The organism is Mesorhizobium sp. P3_B5, assembly GCF_056402815.1.
Window position 1 is genome coordinate 792,865 of sequence record NZ_JBFUGR010000002.1, and the last position, 18,535, is coordinate 811,399.

At 63.3% G+C, this 18,535-nt stretch carries 14 protein-coding genes; 4 read left to right on the plus strand and 10 right to left on the minus strand.

What is annotated here, in order from left to right; translation table 11 throughout:
- Nucleotide 1: 1 nt before the first annotated feature.
- Nucleotides 2-1,828 (plus strand): alanine racemase, encoded by a 1,827-nt coding sequence (locus AC1DVW_RS08705; protein ID WP_477274946.1) that lies wholly within the window; start codon nucleotides 2-4, stop codon nucleotides 1,826-1,828.
- On the opposite strand, the gene AC1DVW_RS08710 is transcribed toward AC1DVW_RS08705, so the two are convergent.
- The 7 genes from AC1DVW_RS08710 to AC1DVW_RS08740 all read right to left on the minus strand — a co-directional run bounded on the left by AC1DVW_RS08710 (nucleotide 1,829) and on the right by AC1DVW_RS08740 (nucleotide 8,977).
- The gene (locus AC1DVW_RS08710; RefSeq protein WP_477322396.1) at nucleotides 1,829-3,205 is read right to left on the minus strand and encodes an FGGY-family carbohydrate kinase; all 1,377 of its coding nucleotides are present in this window, start codon (nucleotides 3,203-3,205) and stop codon (nucleotides 1,829-1,831) included.
- Entirely contained in the window at nucleotides 3,202-3,519 is a 318-nt protein-coding gene (rhaM, locus tag AC1DVW_RS08715; protein ID WP_477274942.1) for an L-rhamnose mutarotase, read from the minus strand. The genes AC1DVW_RS08710 and rhaM overlap by 4 nt, the downstream gene beginning before the upstream one ends.
- A complete protein-coding gene (locus tag AC1DVW_RS08720) occupies nucleotides 3,519-4,520 on the minus strand; it encodes an ABC transporter permease (protein ID WP_477322398.1) in 1,002 nt (333 codons plus the stop codon). The genes rhaM and AC1DVW_RS08720 overlap by 1 nt, the downstream gene beginning before the upstream one ends.
- Nucleotides 4,517-5,494, minus strand: a complete 978-nt coding sequence (locus tag AC1DVW_RS08725) for an ABC transporter permease (RefSeq protein WP_477322400.1) — start codon at nucleotides 5,492-5,494, stop codon at nucleotides 4,517-4,519. Before AC1DVW_RS08725 ends, AC1DVW_RS08720 begins: the two co-directional genes overlap by 4 nt.
- On the minus strand, nucleotides 5,491-7,032 hold the full coding sequence (locus tag AC1DVW_RS08730) for a sugar ABC transporter ATP-binding protein (RefSeq protein ID WP_477322402.1): 1,542 nt from the start codon (nucleotides 7,030-7,032) through the stop codon (nucleotides 5,491-5,493). Before AC1DVW_RS08730 ends, AC1DVW_RS08725 begins: the two co-directional genes overlap by 4 nt.
- Nucleotides 7,033-7,116: 84 nt before the next feature.
- Nucleotides 7,117-8,112 (minus strand): rhamnose ABC transporter substrate-binding protein, encoded by a 996-nt coding sequence (gene rhaS, locus AC1DVW_RS08735; RefSeq protein ID WP_477241818.1) that lies wholly within the window; start codon nucleotides 8,110-8,112, stop codon nucleotides 7,117-7,119.
- 55 nt (nucleotides 8,113-8,167) lie between these two features.
- On the minus strand, nucleotides 8,168-8,977 hold the full coding sequence (locus AC1DVW_RS08740; protein ID WP_258604708.1) for a DeoR/GlpR family DNA-binding transcription regulator: 810 nt from the start codon (nucleotides 8,975-8,977) through the stop codon (nucleotides 8,168-8,170).
- Nucleotides 8,978-9,164: 187 nt separating this feature from the next.
- Here AC1DVW_RS08740 and AC1DVW_RS08745 point away from each other — a divergent pair, with 187 nt between their 5' ends.
- The 3 genes from AC1DVW_RS08745 (at nucleotide 9,165) to ggt (ending at nucleotide 14,590) form a co-directional block, all read left to right on the plus strand.
- A complete protein-coding gene (locus AC1DVW_RS08745; protein ID WP_477322404.1) occupies nucleotides 9,165-11,267 on the plus strand; it encodes a bifunctional rhamnulose-1-phosphate aldolase/short-chain dehydrogenase in 2,103 nt (700 codons plus the stop codon).
- A gap of 149 nt (nucleotides 11,268-11,416) precedes the next feature.
- A complete protein-coding gene (gene rhaI / locus AC1DVW_RS08750; RefSeq protein WP_477322405.1) occupies nucleotides 11,417-12,709 on the plus strand; it encodes an L-rhamnose catabolism isomerase in 1,293 nt (430 codons plus the stop codon).
- A gap of 141 nt (nucleotides 12,710-12,850) precedes the next feature.
- On the plus strand, nucleotides 12,851-14,590 hold the full coding sequence (ggt, locus tag AC1DVW_RS08755; RefSeq protein ID WP_477322407.1) for a gamma-glutamyltransferase: 1,740 nt from the start codon (nucleotides 12,851-12,853) through the stop codon (nucleotides 14,588-14,590).
- A gap of 10 nt (nucleotides 14,591-14,600) precedes the next feature.
- Here the strand turns inward: ggt and AC1DVW_RS08760 are convergent, their stop codons facing one another.
- The 3 genes from AC1DVW_RS08760 to AC1DVW_RS08770 all read right to left on the minus strand — a co-directional run bounded on the left by AC1DVW_RS08760 (nucleotide 14,601) and on the right by AC1DVW_RS08770 (nucleotide 18,307).
- Nucleotides 14,601-14,945 carry a hypothetical protein gene (locus AC1DVW_RS08760; protein ID WP_477249589.1) on the minus strand — a complete coding sequence of 115 codons (345 nt, stop codon included), beginning with the start codon at nucleotides 14,943-14,945 and terminating at the stop codon, nucleotides 14,601-14,603.
- Between the two features lie 150 nt (nucleotides 14,946-15,095).
- Nucleotides 15,096-16,451: a sigma-54-dependent transcriptional regulator gene (locus AC1DVW_RS08765; protein ID WP_477322408.1), complete on the minus strand. Its 1,356-nt coding sequence runs from the start codon at nucleotides 16,449-16,451 to the stop codon at nucleotides 15,096-15,098.
- Nucleotides 16,448-18,307, minus strand: a complete 1,860-nt coding sequence (locus AC1DVW_RS08770; protein WP_477322409.1) for a sensor histidine kinase — start codon at nucleotides 18,305-18,307, stop codon at nucleotides 16,448-16,450. Before AC1DVW_RS08770 ends, AC1DVW_RS08765 begins: the two co-directional genes overlap by 4 nt.
- Nucleotides 18,308-18,535: the final 228 nt, after the last annotated feature.

Sequence of the window (18,535 nt, forward strand, 5' to 3'; positions counted from 1 at the left end):
CATGTCGGGACCGCAAGTCGCCATCGACCTTGGCCGCATCGAGCGCAATGCGCGCACCATCGTCGACCGCTGCGCGCTGTCGGGCATCAAGGTTTTCGGCGTCACCAAGGGGACTTGCGGCATGCCGCAGGTGGCGCGCGCCATGCTGCGCGGCGGCGTTGCCGGCATCGCCGAATCGCGCTTCGAAAACATCCGGCGCTTGCGCGACAGCGGCATCAACGCGCCGATCATGCTGCTGCGCAGCCCGCCTATGGCGCGCATCGAGGAGATGGTGCGCACCGTCGACATCAGCCTGCAATCCGAACTCGCCACCATCCGCGAACTGTCGCGTATCGCCGAGCGCATGGGCCGCGTCCACGACATCATGCTGATGATCGATCTCGGCGACCTCAGAGAAGGCATCTGGCCGAACGACCTGGTGCCGACGGTCGAGCAGATCCTGACGCTCAAGGGCGTGCGCATCGCCGGCATCGGCACCAATCTCGGCTGCTTCGGCGCCATCATGCCGACGCCGGAAAATCTCGGACAACTCGTCGCCCATGCCTACAAGACCGAACGCCTGGCCGGCGCACGGCTTGACTTGATTTCCGGCGGGGCATCCTCGTCGTTGACGCTGCTGCTCGAAGGCAAATTGCCCGCCGGCATCAACAATCTGCGCGTCGGCGAAGCGATCCTGCAAGGCGGCGTCGAGACCTTCCGCGACACGCCCTGGGCTGAACTCGAACCCGATGCCTGCCGCCTGACCTGCGACATCATCGAGGTCAAGCTGAAGCCGTCACGGCCGATCGGGCAATCCGGCTACGACGCGTTCGGCAACCAGCCGGTGTTTCCCGACGAGGGCGACCGGCTGCGCGCCATTGCCAATATCGGCCGCGAGGACGTGCTGATCGAAGGGCTGACGCCGATTGCCAAGGGGGTGCGGGTGCTCGGCGCCTCCAGCGACCACCTGTTGCTGGACGTCAACGACGCCAACCCACCGCCCGCCGTCGGCGATCGCGTCGCCTTCCGCATGAGCTATGGCGCCATGCTGCTGGCGATGACCTCGGAATATGTCGAAAAGGCCCCGATGCACGATGTCGAGGATTTTTCCGGCCGCAAGATGGTGCAGATATCGGCCGAACAGGCTGCGGTAGGCATTCTGGCCCGCGAGGCGACCGGCGCGCGGCTGGAGGCGATGAATTTTGATGTCGTCGAACTCGCCGATGTCGAACGGCCGCCCTCCGGCCTGATCCGGCTGACCGCCGGCGGCGATCGCCGCATCGCCCACAAGGCGCTGACGACGACCGCGCGGGCGACCCACTCCTTTGGCCTGATCTGGATCGATTCCATCGCCGCGCTGATGCCGGAAGACGAGGAAGGCATCGACCTGGCTGAGGGCTCGGTGCTGGCGCGCACGCTCGGCCTCGATCACAAGCCCGGCGCGCTGCAGCCGCAGCTGTCGCCGGAAAACGTCGTCATCGTCGGCTTGCGCCATGCCGATCCGGCCGAGGCGCGGGTGCTGAAGGATTCGCGCGTATCGGCCTTCACCATGACCGATATCGACGCCATGGGCATGCGCGACCTGATGCATGAAGCGATCCGCATCGCCACCTCGGGTACGCAAGGCTTCCATGTCAGCTATTCGCCTGAGGTCACCGAATTCGCCGGCTGGCCGGCCGGCTCCGGCGGCCTCACCGTGCGCGAAACTCATCAGGCCATGGAGGCGATCGCGCTCTCCGGCGGATTGTTGTCCATGGATGTTTCGGGGCTGACCGCGGATCTTGAACCTCGGATTGGCACCGATGTGGTCAACTTCGTCATGTCGGCCTTCGGCAAGCGGATCTTGTAGTCAACCACGAGCGTCGACTGTCGCACGCCATGCGCGTGCGTAGCTCGCCCAGGCCGAATCGGCCGGCGGTTCGGTTTTTTGGCCTTTGCCTTGGGGCGTTGCCTGATCCGACGCCAGCAGCGCGGCGCCGATGCTGGTGCCGGTGGCGGCCTCGGACGCAATGACCGCGCGCCCCGTTGCCGCCGCCAGCATGCTGACGAAAAGCCGGTTGCGGGCGAAGGGGCCTTCGACAATGGTCGGCCCGTCGCCGCCGATCAGGTCGAGGCATGTCGACGTCATCAGCGCCAGATAGAACGAGATTGCGGCAAAGCGCTGGCCGGTGCTGATGCCATCGGCATTGAGCCATGCGGAGGCGTGATGCGCAAACGGCCCCGAGCCTTGCTGGGTCGAGGGCAGCAGCAATGTCCCTCGCGCCAGTACGGCCGCGATATCACCTTCGCTCCAGTCTTCCGGCTGGCCTTGCGTCAGCACCGAAAATTCCCGGCCGCCCATGAAGCGGGCCGAAGGCACCGGATCGCCGAGCGCGTTGACATTGACCAGCGTGTCGCGCGCCGGGTCGAGCGTGACCGGTCTGCCGCTGACCGCCATCGACACCACCCAGGTGCCGGTCGAGACCACGGAGAAAGGCGGCGTGTCGGACAGGAGATGCGGCAGCAGCGACGCGTTGGAATCATGCAGGCCTGAGAATACCGGCGCCTTCGGATCAAGAGCGGTCCGCGCGGCGAGAGCCGGCAGGATCGCGCCGAGGCGGTCCTTGGCCGGTCGCACCGGTGCCATCAGCCGACGCCAGTCCATTGTGTCGACCAGCGACGAGAAATCGGCTTTCCACGGGTTCCACAGATCAGTGTGGCAGCCGAGCGACGTCGCCTCGTTGGCGGCGACACCGGTCAGGCGGAGGGCCCAATATTGCGGATACATCAGCATCGCTGCTGCCTTGGCGAACTCCGTGGGAAAGCGCCTCTGCTGCCAGAAGAATTGCGCGCCGAGATTGAGACCGATCGGCAGGCGCGGCGTGCCCGTCTGGTCGAAGGGCGGACGGATCGCATCATACTCCGCCGCAAGGCTGTCCGGGCCATCGAATTCATAGTCGAGGACCGGAAGCGCCAGTGCGCCGGATGCATCGACCAGCACGCCCGTCGCGCCATGCGTGGTGATCGATATTGCGTCGATGCGCTGCTCGCGATTGATTTCGGCAAGGCTGCCGAGAATGAAGCTCCACAACCGTTCGACATCATGGTGCGGGTAGGGGCCGTCCCTGGCGGGCGCGTTCGCCATGCGGCGCAGCGCGATCTCGCTCAATGTAGAGAGATCGACCAGCGCCACCTTGGCATTGGTCTTGCCGATATCGATGACGGCGATGTGTCTGATATCAGTCATTCCATATGGAACACGGTTTCCAGCGGCACCGCCACCGGCTCGTTGTCCGGCCTGGTCTCCATGATGTCGGCCATGTGAGCCCACCAGCGCTGCATCACCGGATGATTGGGCAGGTCGGCCATGCTGTGATCGTCGCGTCGCCACAGCACGCCGAACAGCGTGTTGGTTTCCGCATCGAGATGGATCGAATAGTCGGAAACGCCGGCTTGTTTCAAAAGCGCCACCAGCGATGGCCAGATCTCGTCATGGCGCTTCTTGTACTCGGCCTTCATGCCTGGCTTGAGCTGCATCTTGAACGCGTATTTCTGAGGCATCAGGCAAAACGCTCCCGCCGCAGCCGCCGCCAGACGATGGGCAGCGCGATGACGATGATCAACAGCAGGCCGATGAAGATCGACATGACGATGCCGGGCACGTTGAGCAGGCCAAGGCCGAAGGTCACCAGCCCCATGATGAAGGCTGCAAGCACGACGCCCAATATGCTGCCGGCGCCGCCGAGGATGCTGACGCCGCCGAGCACCACCATGGTGATGACTTCCAGCTCATAGCCTTGCGCGATCGAAGGTCGGGTCGAGCCGAGCCGCGAGGTGATCAGCACCGAGGCGATGCCCGCCATCAGCCCGGTCAGGCAAAACAGGATGAATTTGATGCGGCCGACGCGCACGCCGGAAAATTGCGCCGCGACAGGGTTGTTGCCGATGGCAAACACTCGGCGGCCGAAACTCGTCCGATGCAGCAGGAACCAGTAGATGACGGCCGCGACGAGGAACAGCACCAGTTCGAACGACACCACCCACCAGACATAGCCCTGGCCGAAGAAGGCAAAGCTATCGGGATAGCCTTTGTAGGCCTGGTCGCCCAGAATGATGAAGGCGATGCCGCGAAACAGGCTCATCGTGCCGATGGTGACGACGATGGACGGCAGGCCGAGCTTTGTCACCAGCAGTCCGTTGAAGGCGCCGCAGCCGAGCCCGACGACGATGCCGATCGCCACCAGCACTGGTGTGTCGGCGCCGGCCTGCACGGCCATGCCCATCATGGTCGATGCCAGTGCGATGATGGCGGCCACCGACAGGTCGATCTCGCCCGAAATGATCAGCAGCGCCATGGCAAAGGCGATCAGGCCCTTCTCGGTGAAATTGAAGGTGAGATCCGACAGCGAATACGGGTCGAGGAAATAGGGCGAGGCGAAGCTGTTGATGGCAAAGATCGCCACCGCGACCACGACCAGCAGCGCCTCCCAGGAAAAGACAGCCGAAGTGAGCGGCTTGTCGAGCCGGTTGGGGATGTGGCGCGGGGCAGAGATGTCGGTCATGCCGCTTCCGCCTTTCTGAGAATGATGCGGCCTTGCCGGCGTTCGCCGCGTGCGTTGAGCACGACGGCCAGGATGATGGCGCTACCCGAAATCGCCATCTGCCAGAACGGCGAGATATTGATCACCGGCAATGCGTTGGAGATGATGCCGAGGAACAGCGCACCCAGCACCGCGCCGCCGACCGAGCCGATGCCGCCGGCAATCGAGATGCCGCCGATGACGCAGGCGGCGATGATGTTGAGCTCATAGCCATTGGCGACTTCGACCGACGCAATGACGTAGCGCGAGATCCAGAGATAGCCTGAGAGACCACCGATCATGCCGGAGAGGCAGAAGACGATGAATTTGGTCCGGCCGACATCGATGCCGGCATAGACCGACGCGGTCGGGTTGACGCCGATGGCATAGATCGAGCGGCCAAGTGCGGTGCGTGTCATCAGCAGGAAGAACAAAGCGATGACCAGGATGGCGATCCACGACAGCACCGGAATGCCGAGGAAGGCGGCGCGCTGGAAGCCGATGAACTCAGGGCTCATCTTGTCGGCATTGACCCAGGCGCCGCCGGATATGACGAAAGTCGCGCCGCGATAGATGGTCAGCGTGCCCAGTGTCACCACGATCGAGGGGATGTTCAGCCGCCACACCAAAAGCCCGTTGATGGCGCCGAGCACCAAGCCGACGAGAAGGGCGATGACGATCAGCAGCGGGATCGGAATGGCCGGATGCGCAGCGTTCAGCATCGCCACCACCATGCCGGTGAAGCACAGGTTCGAGGCCATCGACAGGTCGATCGAGCGGGTCAGGATAATTGCCATCTGACCGAGCGCCAGGATCATCAGGATCGAGGTGTCGTTGAACACCTGTCGCAGATTGGCGGGATCGGCAAAGGCCGGAAAGCGCGTCGAGATCAGCCCGATCAGCACGATGATTGCCGCGAGCAGCCAGACTTCGCGGTATTTGAGAAGAGTTTTCATGCCGCGATCCCCGCTGCTGTCCTGACCAGCGTCTCAGCGTCGAGCTCCTTGTTGTCGTAGACCGCAGCGATGCGGCCCTCGCGCATGACGACGACCCGATCGGACATGCCGAGGATTTCCGGCAGTTCGGACGACACCATGATCACCGAGAGGCCCTGCGCGACGAGCTCGGCCATGAAGCCGTGCACGGCGGCCTTGGAGCCGATGTCGATGCCTTTGGTCGGCTCGTCCAAGATGATCACCTTGGGTGCCGTCGCCAGCCATTTGGCAATCACGATCTTCTGCTGGTTGCCGCCCGACAGCGTGCCGACATCCTGGCTGAGCGAGGAGGCGCGCAGGTCGAGCCGCTCGGTATAGGAGCGGGCCAGATCGAACTCCTCCGCCAGCCGCAGCAGGCCGGATTTGGAGGTGCGCTTGAGCGAGGGCAGAGAGACATTCTGGAAGATCGGCAGGCCGATCACCACGCCCTGCTTGCCGCGCTCCTCCGGCACGTAGACGATGCCGGCATCGATCGAATCCGCTGCCGATTTCGGCGCGATTGTTTCGCCTTCCAGCGTGATCGTCCCGGCCGAGGTGCGGGTGATGCCTGAAATCGCCTGCATCACCTCGCTGCGCCCGGCGCCGACGAGGCCGTAGAAGCCGAGGATTTCGCCCTTGTGCAGTTCGAAGCCGATGTCGTCGAATTCCGTGGGGTGCGACAGGCCAGAGACCGAGAGCACCGGCGCGCCGATCTCGGCCTTGCGCTGCGGAAAGATGTGGTCGACGGAGCGGCCGACCATCATGCGCACGATCTGGCTCTGGCCGGCATCCCTAATTAACCCTTCGCCGACCATCTCGCCGTCGCGAAACACCGTATAGCGGTCGGCGATGCGGTAGATCTCATCGAATTTGTGGCTGATGAACAGGATCGCCTTGCCTTCGCTCTTGAGGAATTCGATCAGCAAAAAGAGTTCCTCGATCTCCTTCATCGATAGCGCCGCGGTCGGCTCGTCCATGATGACGATCTGCGCATCGATCGACATCGCGCGGGCAACGGCAACCAGATGCTTGTTGGCGATGCCGAGATCCTTCAGCCGCGCGTCGGCGTCGATATGGCCGGCACGCATGGTGTCGAGCACTTCCTTGGCGTTCTTGCGCATGGTGCGCCAGTCGATGGTGCCGAAGCGCGTGCGCGGCGCGTGGCCGAGAAAGATGTTTTCGGCGACGCTGAGGTCGTCGAACAGCACGGTTTCCTGGTGGATGGCGGTGATGCCGTGGCCGAAAGCCGCGTGCGCGCTGGACAGAGTGACAGCCTCGCCGTCGATGCTGATGGTGCCCGCGTCAGGCTGGTAAATGCCGGTCATGATCTTGACCAGCGTCGACTTGCCGGCGCCGTTTTCGCCGATCAGCGCGGTCACCTCACCGGCATAAAGCGACAGGCTGACATCGTGCAGTGCGCGTACGCCGGGAAAACTCTTCGAGATGCCGGACAGCGTCAGCCGCGGGCCGGAAGGCAAAGGCGCTTGCTTTGCCAATTCGTGTTGGGCTGTCGTGTCCATATCCGTATCAAGCCCTGAAACTAGGTCCGTTTAAAGCCGCGGCGGGATCTGGTCCCGCCGCGCCAGGTCGAAGGCTGCCCGAGATCAATAGATCTTGGAGAACTTTTCGATGTTGGTCTTGTCGAACTGGAAGGGCGGAGCCATCGCAGCCGAGTTGGTGTCGTCGAGCGTCACCTTGCCGACGCGGCCGATCGACAGCGTGGCGCCTGGCTTGGCCTCTTCCTTCTTCACCGCCAGATCATGGGCAAGGTAGACGGCGGAGTAGCCGAGGTCGATCGGGTTCCACAGCGCGACCGCCTGGCTGGAACCATTGTCGATGAACTTCTTGAACTCCGACGGCAGCGCCAGCCCGGTGACGTTGACCTTGCCGATCAGGCCTGCGTCGGTCACCACCTGGGCAGCGGCAACGACGCCGACCGTGGTCGGTGCGATGATCGCCTTGAGGTTCGGATAGGACTTCAACAGGCCCTTGGCTTCGTCGGTGCTCTTGGCCGAGTCGTCATCGCCATAGACGGTGGCGACGAGTTTGATCTTGGGGAACTTCTCCGGCAGGATTTTCTTGGCCGCATCGATCCAGGCATTCTGGTTGGTCGCGGTCGACGATGCCGACAGGATGGCGACCTCGCCGCCTTCCGGCAGGTAGTCGGCGGCAAGCTTGATGATGGTCTCGCCGATCAGGCCGGTGTCGGACGGGTTGAGGTGGAGCTGCCGGCCTGCCGGAGCAACGCCCGAATCCCACGAGATGACGGTGATGCCGCGTTCCATCGCCTTCTTCAGCGCCGGCACCAGAGCGTCGGCATCATTGGCCGAAATGGCGATGGCGTTGACCTTCTGCGCGATCAGCGCGTTGACCACTTCGATCTGCGCTTCGGCGGTCGCCTTGGTCGGGCCGGTGTAGATGATGTCGACATCACCGAGTTCCTTGGCCGCCTCTTCGGCGCCCTTGTTGGCGGCGTCGAAGAAGCCGTTGCCGAGCGACTTCACCACCAGTGCGATCTTGACGTTCTCGGCATAGGCGGCGTTCACGAACATGGCGGCAGAAAACGCCGCCGTAACCATCAGTTTCCTAAGAAAGCTCATCGAATATCCTCCCTTGAGCGTTGCATTCCATCGCCGCTGCTGGCGTGAGTTTGTCTCAGGCCTGCAGTGAAGATTCTTCCTTGTTGCTAGTCTGTTTGCTGGCGACGATCAGCGTCACGCCTGCGGTCTCCAACATTTTGGCTTCCCGGTCCTCGATGCCGTCATCGGTGATGACGGTGGCGATGCGCGACAGGCCGCACAGGATCAGGCTGGAGCGTTTGCGGAACTTCGAGGAGTCGACCAGCACCACCAGCTCGTCGGCCTGGTCGATCAGTTTCTGCTCGGCCTGGATCAGCAGCGGGTCGCCTTCCATCAGGCCGAGCGGCCCGAGCCCTTGCGCGCCCATGAACATGCGGCGTGCATAGAAATTGCGCGTCACATCGTTGTCGAAGGGCGACAGGATGATGTTCTGCTCGCGGTAAATGGTGCCGCCCGACAGCATCACGGTGTTCTTGGAATGCTTGAGCAGGTGCTCGGCGATCGGGAAGGAATTGGTGAAGATCGGCATGCGGCGGCCGGTCAGGAAATGCACCATCTGGAAGGTGGTGGTGCCGCCATTGATGATGATCGGCTCGCCATCCTTGCACAATTCCACCGCTTCCCGGGCGATTGCCCGCTTCTGCGAGGCGTTCAGCGTCTCGTTGACGGAAAAGGGCCGGCCGGCAAGGCCGATGAATTGCGGCGGCGAGATCGCCTCGGCGCCGCCACGCACGCGGCGCAGCCGCTTTTGTACGTGCAGCGCGGCAATGTCGCGCCGGATCGTCGCCTCGGACGAGTCCGTCAGGTCGACCATCTCCTGCACCGTCACCACAGGTTTTTCCTGGACGGCGGACAGAATGATCCTGTGGCGCTCTTTCTCGTGCATGGTTCCTCCCTGCCTGACCATCTAGGCACCCAAAACGCGCAGTGTCAATCATTTCCGATCATATAATTTCATTGTGCAGTGCAATATGATCGATATTGATCGTTTGTGATTGACAAGTCGAACGCTTCCATGGACATTCAGCCAAAATCGACGGCACAGTCTGCGCGTCTTACGGGAGGATATTCCAATGCTCGACAAGCGCTCCGGCACGCGCCTCGCAAACCTGTGGGACGAGGCAAAAGCCCAGGCGATGAGTGAGCCGGAGCGTCTCGTCTATCGCTCGAATGTGCTCGGCTCCGACAAGCGCGTCACCAACTATGGCGGCGGTAACACCTCCTCCAAGATCTGGCAGACCGATCCGCTTACCGGGCAGAGCGTCGAAGTGCTGTGGGTGAAAGGTTCGGGCGGCGACAGCGCCTCGATCAAGCTCGACGGCTTCGCCACGCTCTACATGGACAAATTGCGCGCGCTGAAGGGTCTCTATCGCGGCGTCGAGCATGAAGACGAGATGGTCGGCTTCTTGCCGCACTGCACCTTCAACCTCAATCCACGCGCCGCCTCCATCGACACACCGCTGCACGCCTACGTGCCGAAGCCCTTTGTCGACCACATGCACCCCGACGCCATCATCGCCATCGCCGCTGCCAAGGATTCCAAGGCGCTGACCAAGGAAATCTTCGGCGACGCCATCGGCTGGTTGCCGTGGAAGCGCCCAGGCTTCGAGCTTGGCCTGTGGCTGGAAAAGTTCTGCCTCGAGAACCCTGGGGCCAAGGGCGTCATCCTGGAAAGCCACGGTCTGTTCAGCTGGGGCGACACCCCTAAGGAATGCTACGAAACGACGATCTCGGTGATCAACCAGGCGATCGAGTGGTTCGAGCGCCGCTCCGATGGCGTGGCGATCTTCGGCGGCGAAGTGGTCAAATCGCTCGATACGCCGGCGCGCCGCGCCGTCGCCGCAAAACTGATGCCGAGGATCCGTGGCTTGATCTCGGAAAAGAGCCACAAGCTCGGCCATTTCGATGATTCCGCCGCCGTGCTCGAATTCGTCAATTCGAAGGATTTGCGGCCATTGGCGGCACTCGGCACATCCTGCCCCGACCATTTCCTGCGCACCAAGATCCGGCCGCTGGTCATCGAGTTCGATCCCGCCAAGCCGGATGTCGATGCCGTCATCGCCCGTCTTGCCGACGATGTTGCCACCTATCGCGCCGGCTATCAGGCTTACTACGACAGCTGCAAGCATGCGGATTCGCCTGCCATCCGCGATCCCAATGCCGTGGTCTATCTGATGCCCGGCGTCGGCATGTTCACCTTCGCCGGCGACAAGGCGACGGCGCGCATTTCGGCCGAGTTCTACGTCAACGCTATCAATGTCATGCGCGGTGCCTCGACCGTTTCGTCCTATGTCGGCCTGCCCGCACAGGAAGCCTTCAACATAGAATACTGGCTGCTCGAGGATCTGAAGCTACAGCGCATGCCGAGGCCGAAGTCGCTTGCCGGCCAGATCGCGGTCGTCACCGGCGGCGCCGGCGGCATCGGCCGGGCAACGGCCAGCCGGCTGCTGCGCGAAGGCGCCTGCGTCGTGCTGGCCGACATCGACGAGACGGCTCTCGCCAGCGCCAACGACGAGCTGGCCAAGGCCTATGGCAAGGATTTCGTCCGGCCGGTGCTGATCAACGTTACATCGGAGGACCAGGTCGTCTCCGGTTTTGCCGAGACGTCGGTCGAGTTCGGCGGCATCGATATTCTGGTGTCGAACGCTGGCCTGGCCTCCTCGGCGCCGATCGAGGAAACCACGCTGGCGCTGTGGAACAAGAACATGGACATCCTGTCGACCGGCTATTTCCTCGTGTCACGCGAAGCCTTCCGGCTGTTCCGTGCGCAAAAAATCGGCGGCAACGTCGTCTTCGTCGCCTCCAAGAATGGCCTTGCCGCATCGCCCAACGCCGCCGCCTATTGCACCGCCAAGGCGGCCGAGATTCATCTCGCGCGTTGCCTGGCGCTGGAGGGCGCAGAAGCGCAGATCCGGGTCAATGTCGTCAATCCCGACGCCGTGCTGCGCGGCTCGAAAATCTGGACCGGCGAGTGGAAGGAACAGCGCGCCGCCGCCTACAAGATGTCGACCGACGATCTCGAGGAACACTACCGTTCGCGCTCGATGCTGAAGCGTTCGGTGTTCCCCGAAGACATCGCCGAGGCGATCTATTTCTTCGCCTCCGACATGTCGGCCAAATCGACCGGCAACATCATCAATGTCGACGCGGGCAACGCACAGAGCTTTACGCGATAGTCGCTCGTCCTTCTCCCCGTCTCTATACGGGGAGTTGAGGAGTGGTCCGCGTAGCGGACGAAAAACCAATTGCTTGGCTTTTCGAACGACGAAAGCCGGCAGGCGGATGAGGGGCAGCGCTGCCCGAACGCATTTTGGGAGGAATAGCAGTGTCCGAATCCATTATCTCCGCCGATGTCGTCGACAAGGACAATGCGGCGCGCCAACCCAACCTCGAGCGCGACTACGCCTCGCTTGGCGAACGCCTTGACCGTCGCGGCATCGCCATCGACGCCATCCGCGACAAGGTCGAAAAATTCGCCGTGGCGATCCCGTCCTGGGGCGTCGGCACCGGCGGCACCCGCTTTGCCCGTTTTCCCGGCGCCGGCGAGCCGCGCGACATTTTTGACAAGATCGAGGACTGCGCCGTCATCCGGCAATTGACGCAGGCGACGCCGACCGTTTCGCTGCACATTCCGTGGGACAAGGCCGACCCGAACCGGCTGAAGCAGGCGGCCTCTCGCTTCGGCCTCGGTTTTGATGCCATGAACTCCAACACCTTCTCCGACGCAAGGGACCAGAAGCTTTCCTACAAGTTCGGCTCGCTCTCGCACGCCGATGCCGGCACGCGCCGGCAAGCTGTCGAGCACAATCTCGAATGCATCGAGATCGGCAAGACGCTCGGATCCAAGGCGCTGACGGTGTGGATCGGCGACGGCTCGAATTTCCCCGGCCAGGTCAATTTCGCGAGAGCGTTCGAGCGCTATCTCGATGCCATGAAGGAGATTTACGCCGGGCTGCCGGATGACTGGAAGCTGTTCACCGAGCACAAGATGTACGAGCCGGCCTTCTATTCGACCGTCGTGCAGGATTGGGGCACCAACTACATGATCTCAAAGGAGCTGGGCGACAAGGCGTTCTGCCTGGTCGACCTTGGCCATCATGCGCCCAACGTCAACATCGAGATGATCGTGTCGAGGCTGATCCAGTTCAGGAAACTAGGCGGCTTCCATTTCAACGATTCGAAATACGGTGATGACGATCTCGACGCCGGCTCGATCGATCCCTACCGGCTGTTCCTCGTCTTCAACGAACTGGTCGATGCCGAGCTGTCCGGCGCCGAGGGTTTCGACCCGGCCCATATGCTCGACCAGAGCCACAACGTCACCGACCCGATCGAGAGCCTTATGCTGTCGGCGGTCGAGGTGCAGCGCGCTTATGCGCAGGCGCTGCTGGTCGACCGCAAGGCGCTGGAAGGGTTTCAGGACGCCAATGACGCGCTGATGGCGACGCAGACGCTGAAAGTGGCCTACCGCACCGATGTCGAGCCGATCCTGGCCATGGCGCGGTTGAAGACCGGCGGCGCCATCGATCCGGTTGCCGCCTATCGGGCCGCGGGCTATCGGGCCAAGGTTGCGGCAGAGAGGCCAGCGGTGGCCGGCGGCAGCGGCGGCATCGTTTGAGGTTGGCTAATCTCCCCCACGAGGGGGGAGATTGGCTGGCCTCGGCCAGCAGGCGAACACCAATATGTGTTCGCTCATATTGATGATGGACTCAGCCGCTCCAAGTAGCTCTTCTAGGCACACTGCACTTGGAGCACCGCCATGCCCTTGACCCGCCGGACGCTGATTGGCGTCACCCTTTCGCTCGCAATAGCGCTGACACCATCCGCAGCCATCTATGCCGCCTCGCCGCAGCCGGCGAAGGGCGAGCATGGCATGGTGGTGTCAGCCCAGCATCTGGCCTCGGAAGTCGGCGTCGAGGTGCTGAAGAACGGCGGCAATGCCGTCGATGCCGCGGTCGCCGTCGGCTATGCGCTGGCTGTCGTCTATCCCAATGCCGGCAATATCGGCGGCGGCGGCTTCATGACCATCCGCTTCAAGGACGGCCGCTCGACTTTCCTCGATTTCCGCGAGCGCGCGCCGCTGGCCGCGACCAAGACCATGTATCTCGACAAGGACGGCAAGCCGGTGAAGGGCGCCAGCCTCGACGGCTATCTCGCCGTCGGCGTGCCGGGCTCGGTGGCTGGTTTCGAGATGGCGCGGGAGAAATACGGCACCTTGTCCAGACAGGACCTGATGGCGCCAGCCATCCGCTATGCAAAGGACGGCTTCGCGTTGGAGCAGGGCGATGTTGCCTCCCTGGAGAGCGGCGCCAAGCGATTGGCAAAGGATCCCGCGGCAGCCGCCATTTTCCTAAAGCCGGACGGCAAACCGTACGCCGTGGGGGAACACCTCATCCAGACCGATCTGGCCACCTCGCTCTCGGCCATTTCGCAGCAAGGCGCGGACGCCTTCTACAAGGGCCCGATCGCGGACGCCATCGTCAAGGCGAGTGGCGCCAAGGGTGGCATTCTGGCCAAGGCCGATTTCGAGAATTACACAGTCCGTGAACTCAAGCCGATCACCTGCAACTACCGCGGCTACGAGATCACCTCCTCGCCGCCACCCAGTTCAGGCGGCGTCATCATCTGCGAAATCCTCAACGTGCTGGAATTCTACCCGCTATCCTATCTCGGCTCCGGTTCGGCGGAGACCGTCCACGTCATGGTCGAAGCCATGCGCCATGCCTATGTCGACCGCAATTCGGCACTCGGCGATCCCGACTTCGTCGACAACCCGGTGACCAAACTGCTGGACAAAAACTATGCCAAGGACATCCGCGATAAGATCGATCCGTTCCGGGCCGGCGTATCGCAGGATTTGATGCCGAAGGGCTTTGGCGAGAGCAAGGAGACGACGCACTATTCGATCATCGACAATGACGGCAACGCGGTGGCGGTGACCTACACGCTGAACGGCTCCTTCGGTGCCGGCGTCGTCGCCGACGGCACCGGCATCCTGCTCAACAACGAGATGGACGATTTCACCCAGAAACCGGGCGTGCCCAATCTCTATGGCCTGGTCCAGGGCGAAGCCAACGCCATCCAGCCGAGAAAGACGCCGCTGTCATCGATGAGCCCGACCGTGGTGGCCAAGGACGGCAAGCCGTTCATGGTCATCGGCAGCCCCGGCGGCTCGCGCATCATCACCATCACGCTGGAGGCGATCGTCAACGTCATCGACCACGGCATGAACATCCAGGAGGCGATCGACGCGCCGCGCATCCACCATCAGTGGCTGCCCGACACGGTCTATGTCGAGCCGTTTGGTCTGTCGCCGGATACCGAAAGACTGCTTGCCGGCATGGGCTATCACCTCGATCTTGGCGATACGACCTGGGGCCAGGCGGCCGGCATACTGGTCGGTGGCAAGAGCCTCTCGGAAATCGAAAAAGGCGGCGGCGCCCGCTACAACGGCGCCATCGACAGCCGCGCCGCGTCCGGCGAGGCGTTAGGCTACTGAACGCACCCGCCTAAACGACCAGCGTAATGGTCGACGCAACCAGCATCAGGGCGGCGATGCCGACGAACAGCGCATAGATGCGCGGCCGGTCGAGCAGCAGCGCATTGCCGGAAATCCAGGCCGACGTGGCGCCGCCAAGCGCGAACAGGAAGCCGTTGCGGTGACCCAAGGTCAAGCCGGCTGCCATCAGTCCGCCAATAATCACCGCGCCGAACACGATGATCACGGCGACGGCGTATTTCTCGAAGTCGTTGCCGCCACCCATGCCTGGGCCGATCGCGTTCAAGTTTGGCAGATCGTCCGGATCGAACGGACTGGTCGACCCATACTCATCTTGACCGGCAGGTTCTTGCATCACTCATTCTCCGCTAACCGGCAACAAACCATCAAGGCTTGCCAAGCGCAACCGGATCACGCTTCATTGAAGGCGGCCGATACGGTCTTCAACACCTTCTGATGCTGACTCGCCACTGTTTTTTGGAGCTGGCCGCAGCCATACCTCAACCTATCTGGAAAAATCGCTGCGCACGATGCCGTGCCGCTGCAGCTTGTCGTAGAAGGTCTTGCGCGGAATCCCCAGTGCTTCGATCGTGCGCCGGACGTCGCCGTCATTGCGGCCAAGTGTCTCGCGGATGATGTCGGCCTCGTAGCGGTCCAGACGTTCCGGCAATGGCATGGCGCCATTCGGCGAAGCCGGGGCAGGCGGCGGCGCTTGCGCTGCCTCTTCCAGGCCCAGCACGAAGCGCTCGGCAAAATGTGCCAGCTCGCGCACATTGCCCGGCCAGTCATGCTCCCTGAGATGGCGGTGGACGGTTGCCGGCACGGCTGGCATCGACCGCCGGAACCGCGCGGCGGCGCGCTCGGCAAAGTAGAAAAACAGCAGGGCAACATCGTCGCGGCGCTCGCGCAGCGGCGGGATCGAGATCGTCACCACATTGAGCCGATAATAGAGATCCTCGCGGAAGCTACCGCGCTGGCGCGGATCGCCGAGATCGACCTTGGCCGCGGCGACGACGCGCAGATCCACCGGCCGCAATTCGTTGGTGCCGAGAGGTGTCACCTCGCGCATTTCCAGCACCCGCAGCATCTGCACCTGGGTCGATGGCGGCATGCTTTCGATTTCGTCGAGAAACAGCGTGCCGCCGCTGGCATGCTCGATGCGGCCGATCCGCTTCTTCTGCGCCCCGGTGAAGGCGCCCGCCTCATGGCCGAACAACTCGCTCTCGATGACCGTTTCGGGCAGCGTGCCGCAATTCAGCGCCACGAAATTGCCCTTGGCGCGGCGGCTCCAGCGATGCAGAAGGCTCGCCACCACCTCCTTGCCGGAGCCGGTCTCGCCGGTCACCAGCACGTCGACATCGGTGTCGGCGATCTGCCGCAAGGTTCGGCGCAGCCGCTCCATCGCCGGCGTCTGGCCGATCAGCGGCAGGCCGTCCTGCGCCTGCTCGGCTCCCTCGCGCAAGGCCCGGTTCTCCATCACCAGGCGCCGCTTTTCCGCCGCCCGGTGCACGCTCTGCACCAGCCGGTCGGCGGCGAACGGCTTGGTGATGAAATCGTAGACGCCATCCTTGATCGCCTTGACGGCAACCGCGATGTCGCCATGCCCGGTGACGAGGATGACCGGAATGTCAGGGTCGAGACGCAGGATGCGATCGAAAAGCTGCAGCCCGTCGATCTCCGGCATGCGGATGTCGGACACCACCACGCCGGCAAAACCGGTGTCGAGCCGGGCCAGCGCCTCGGCCGCCACCGCAAAGGCCGACACCGAAAACCCGGCAAGCTCAAGCGTCTGCGCGGTGGCTTTCAAGAGATCGCTGTCGTCGTCGATCAGGATGACAGGCGCCGCGCCGTTTTCCATCATGCTGCTCTCGAAAGATGGATGATGAAGCGGGTGCCGCTGTCGCCACTCGCAACCTCGACACGGCCGCCATAGTCGGCGACGATGTCCTTCGAGATGACAAGCCCGAGGCCGAGGCCCTTTTCCTTTGATGTGTTGAACGGCGTGAACAGCGATTTGAGGATATCGGGCGGAATGCCCGGTCCGTTGTCGGACACGCTGACCGTCACCCCGTCCGCCGTCTCTTCCACCGAAACCTGCACCCTGGCGTCGTCGCGGCCCTCCAGCGCCTCCAGCGCGTTCTGGAACAGGTTGATCAGCACCTGTTCGAGCCGGACGCGGTTGCCCATCACCTTGAGGCTTGGCGGCGGCAATGCGATATCAAGCGCCTCCAGCCGGCCGGCAAAGCGGCTTCTAAGCAGCACCACGGCGCCCTCGATGACGCCGCGCAATTCGACCGGTTCGGCAGCGGTGCGGCCCTTGCGGGCAAAGGCCTTCAATTCCTCGGTGATGGTGCCGATGCGTTCGGTCAGTGCTGCGATGGCGCCGAGATTCTCCACGGCCGGCGAGGTCTGCCTGCGGTCGAGGAAGACGCGGGCATTGTCGGCATAGGCGCGGATGGTGGCGACCGGCTGGTTGATCTCATGGGCGACGCCGGCGGCGACCTGGCCGAGGATGGCGAGACGGTTGGCTTGCACCAGCTCCTGCTGCACCACCTGCAGCTTGGCTTCCGTGCTGCGGTGCCCCGTTATCTCGGCCTGCAGCCGGTCGCGGGCGCGGCTCAGATCCTCGGTGCGTTCGACGACACGGCGTTCGAGTTCGGTGCGCGCTGCCTGTTCGGCGGCGATCCGCATCTGCGCTGACTGCCGGCGCCACAAAAGATAGGCGGCGAGACCAAGCAGCGGGATGACGACGCCGAGCGCCAGAAGCCGCATCTCGCGGGCCGCGGCGGCGATCGGCGCCTCCGCCGGCACGAGATAGTCGAGCCGCCAGGGCGTCGAGGGGACCAGCGTGGAGAGGCGCAAATATTCCGCGTCGCTGCCGCCCGGTGTGATCGCATGGACGATCGCCACGTCCGGGCTCAAGGTTTCGGGGCGCGTGATCGGCAACGGCACCAGTGGCGCGTCGCCGAATTGCTGGCTGTCGCGGATGGCGGCAATCGTCGGTCCGGCCAGCGGCGCGGTTGTCATGAAGCGCCATGACGGCACGCTGGTGATCAGCACGACGCCATGGTCGTCGCTGACATAGGCCGGGCGGTTCGCCTCGTGCCAGTCGGCCTCGAGTTGGTCGAACTCCATCTTGACGACGACGACGCCGAGCGGCGCGGCAGCATTGCCGACCCGCCGCGAGATGTAGAGGCCTGGCCGCTTGCTGACATTGCCGAGCGCGAAGTATTCCGCGGTTCCGTTCTGCATTGCCCCGGAGAAATAGGCGCGGAACCCGTAATCGTTGCCGACGAAGCTGATCGGCTCGCGCCAGTTGCTGGACGCAATCGCCAGCCCGTCGGTGCCGGTGACATAGAGCACCGAAGCCTTGGTGCCGGAGACCAGGCCTTCGAGCTTGCGGTTCAGCAGATCGATCGCCGCGGCACCGCCTTGCGTCAGCGCATCATGCACCTGCTGGTCCTCCGCCAGCAGCAAGGGCAGGGCGCGCGGACTCTCCAGCACGGCGCGCAGCAGCGCCACTTTCAGATTGGCATCGGTGCGCCCTTGCGCCGCCAGGGTCGCGACTTCGGCGGTGCGGCCGTAGAGGCCGGCGCCGTAGAGGGCTGCCGCTGTGATCGCAAAAGCGACCGCCGCAAACAGCAACCATGCGCGGCGCGCCCGCCTGCGCAGTTGCTCAGGCGTCGAAGACAAGGCAGCGGCAGCGCGTTGCAGCATCGCTCATTTGTGCATGATTTCGCACAAAGGGCAATTCAGACCATGCGGATGTTCGCACTACCTGTGTGTGAGAAGCGGTCGCCGATTCGAAAATACCCAACAAAATCAAGGAATAGGCCGATCGGCGCAGTCTGGCACGGCAGTTGCAAACACCAATCCAGCAGTCGCGAGGCTGCGGAGGTCACAACAATTGCCCCGGGAGGTCGAGCTTTCGATCGGGGCGCCAAT

What these genes read in the sequence shown, in the direction of transcription:
- AC1DVW_RS08705 (WP_477274946.1), top strand. Translation starts at nt 2, where the DNA reads ATGTCGGGACCGCAAGTCGCCATCGACCTTGGCCGCATCGAGCGCAAT.
- AC1DVW_RS08710 (WP_477322396.1), bottom strand. Translation starts at nt 3,205, where the DNA reads ATGACTGATATCAGACACATCGCCGTCATCGATATCGGCAAGACCAAT.
- rhaM (WP_477274942.1), bottom strand. Translation starts at nt 3,519, where the DNA reads ATGCCTCAGAAATACGCGTTCAAGATGCAGCTCAAGCCAGGCATGAAG.
- AC1DVW_RS08720 (WP_477322398.1), bottom strand. Translation starts at nt 4,520, where the DNA reads ATGACCGACATCTCTGCCCCGCGCCACATCCCCAACCGGCTCGACAAG.
- AC1DVW_RS08725 (WP_477322400.1), bottom strand. Translation starts at nt 5,494, where the DNA reads ATGAAAACTCTTCTCAAATACCGCGAAGTCTGGCTGCTCGCGGCAATC.
- AC1DVW_RS08730 (WP_477322402.1), bottom strand. Translation starts at nt 7,032, where the DNA reads ATGGACACGACAGCCCAACACGAATTGGCAAAGCAAGCGCCTTTGCCT.
- rhaS (WP_477241818.1), bottom strand. Translation starts at nt 8,112, where the DNA reads ATGAGCTTTCTTAGGAAACTGATGGTTACGGCGGCGTTTTCTGCCGCC.
- AC1DVW_RS08740 (WP_258604708.1), bottom strand. Translation starts at nt 8,977, where the DNA reads ATGCACGAGAAAGAGCGCCACAGGATCATTCTGTCCGCCGTCCAGGAA.
- AC1DVW_RS08745 (WP_477322404.1), top strand. Translation starts at nt 9,165, where the DNA reads ATGCTCGACAAGCGCTCCGGCACGCGCCTCGCAAACCTGTGGGACGAG.
- ggt (WP_477322407.1), top strand. Translation starts at nt 12,851, where the DNA reads ATGCCCTTGACCCGCCGGACGCTGATTGGCGTCACCCTTTCGCTCGCA.
- AC1DVW_RS08760 (WP_477249589.1), bottom strand. Translation starts at nt 14,945, where the DNA reads ATGCAAGAACCTGCCGGTCAAGATGAGTATGGGTCGACCAGTCCGTTC.
- AC1DVW_RS08765 (WP_477322408.1), bottom strand. Translation starts at nt 16,451, where the DNA reads ATGATGGAAAACGGCGCGGCGCCTGTCATCCTGATCGACGACGACAGC.
- AC1DVW_RS08770 (WP_477322409.1), bottom strand. Translation starts at nt 18,307, where the DNA reads ATGCTGCAACGCGCTGCCGCTGCCTTGTCTTCGACGCCTGAGCAACTG.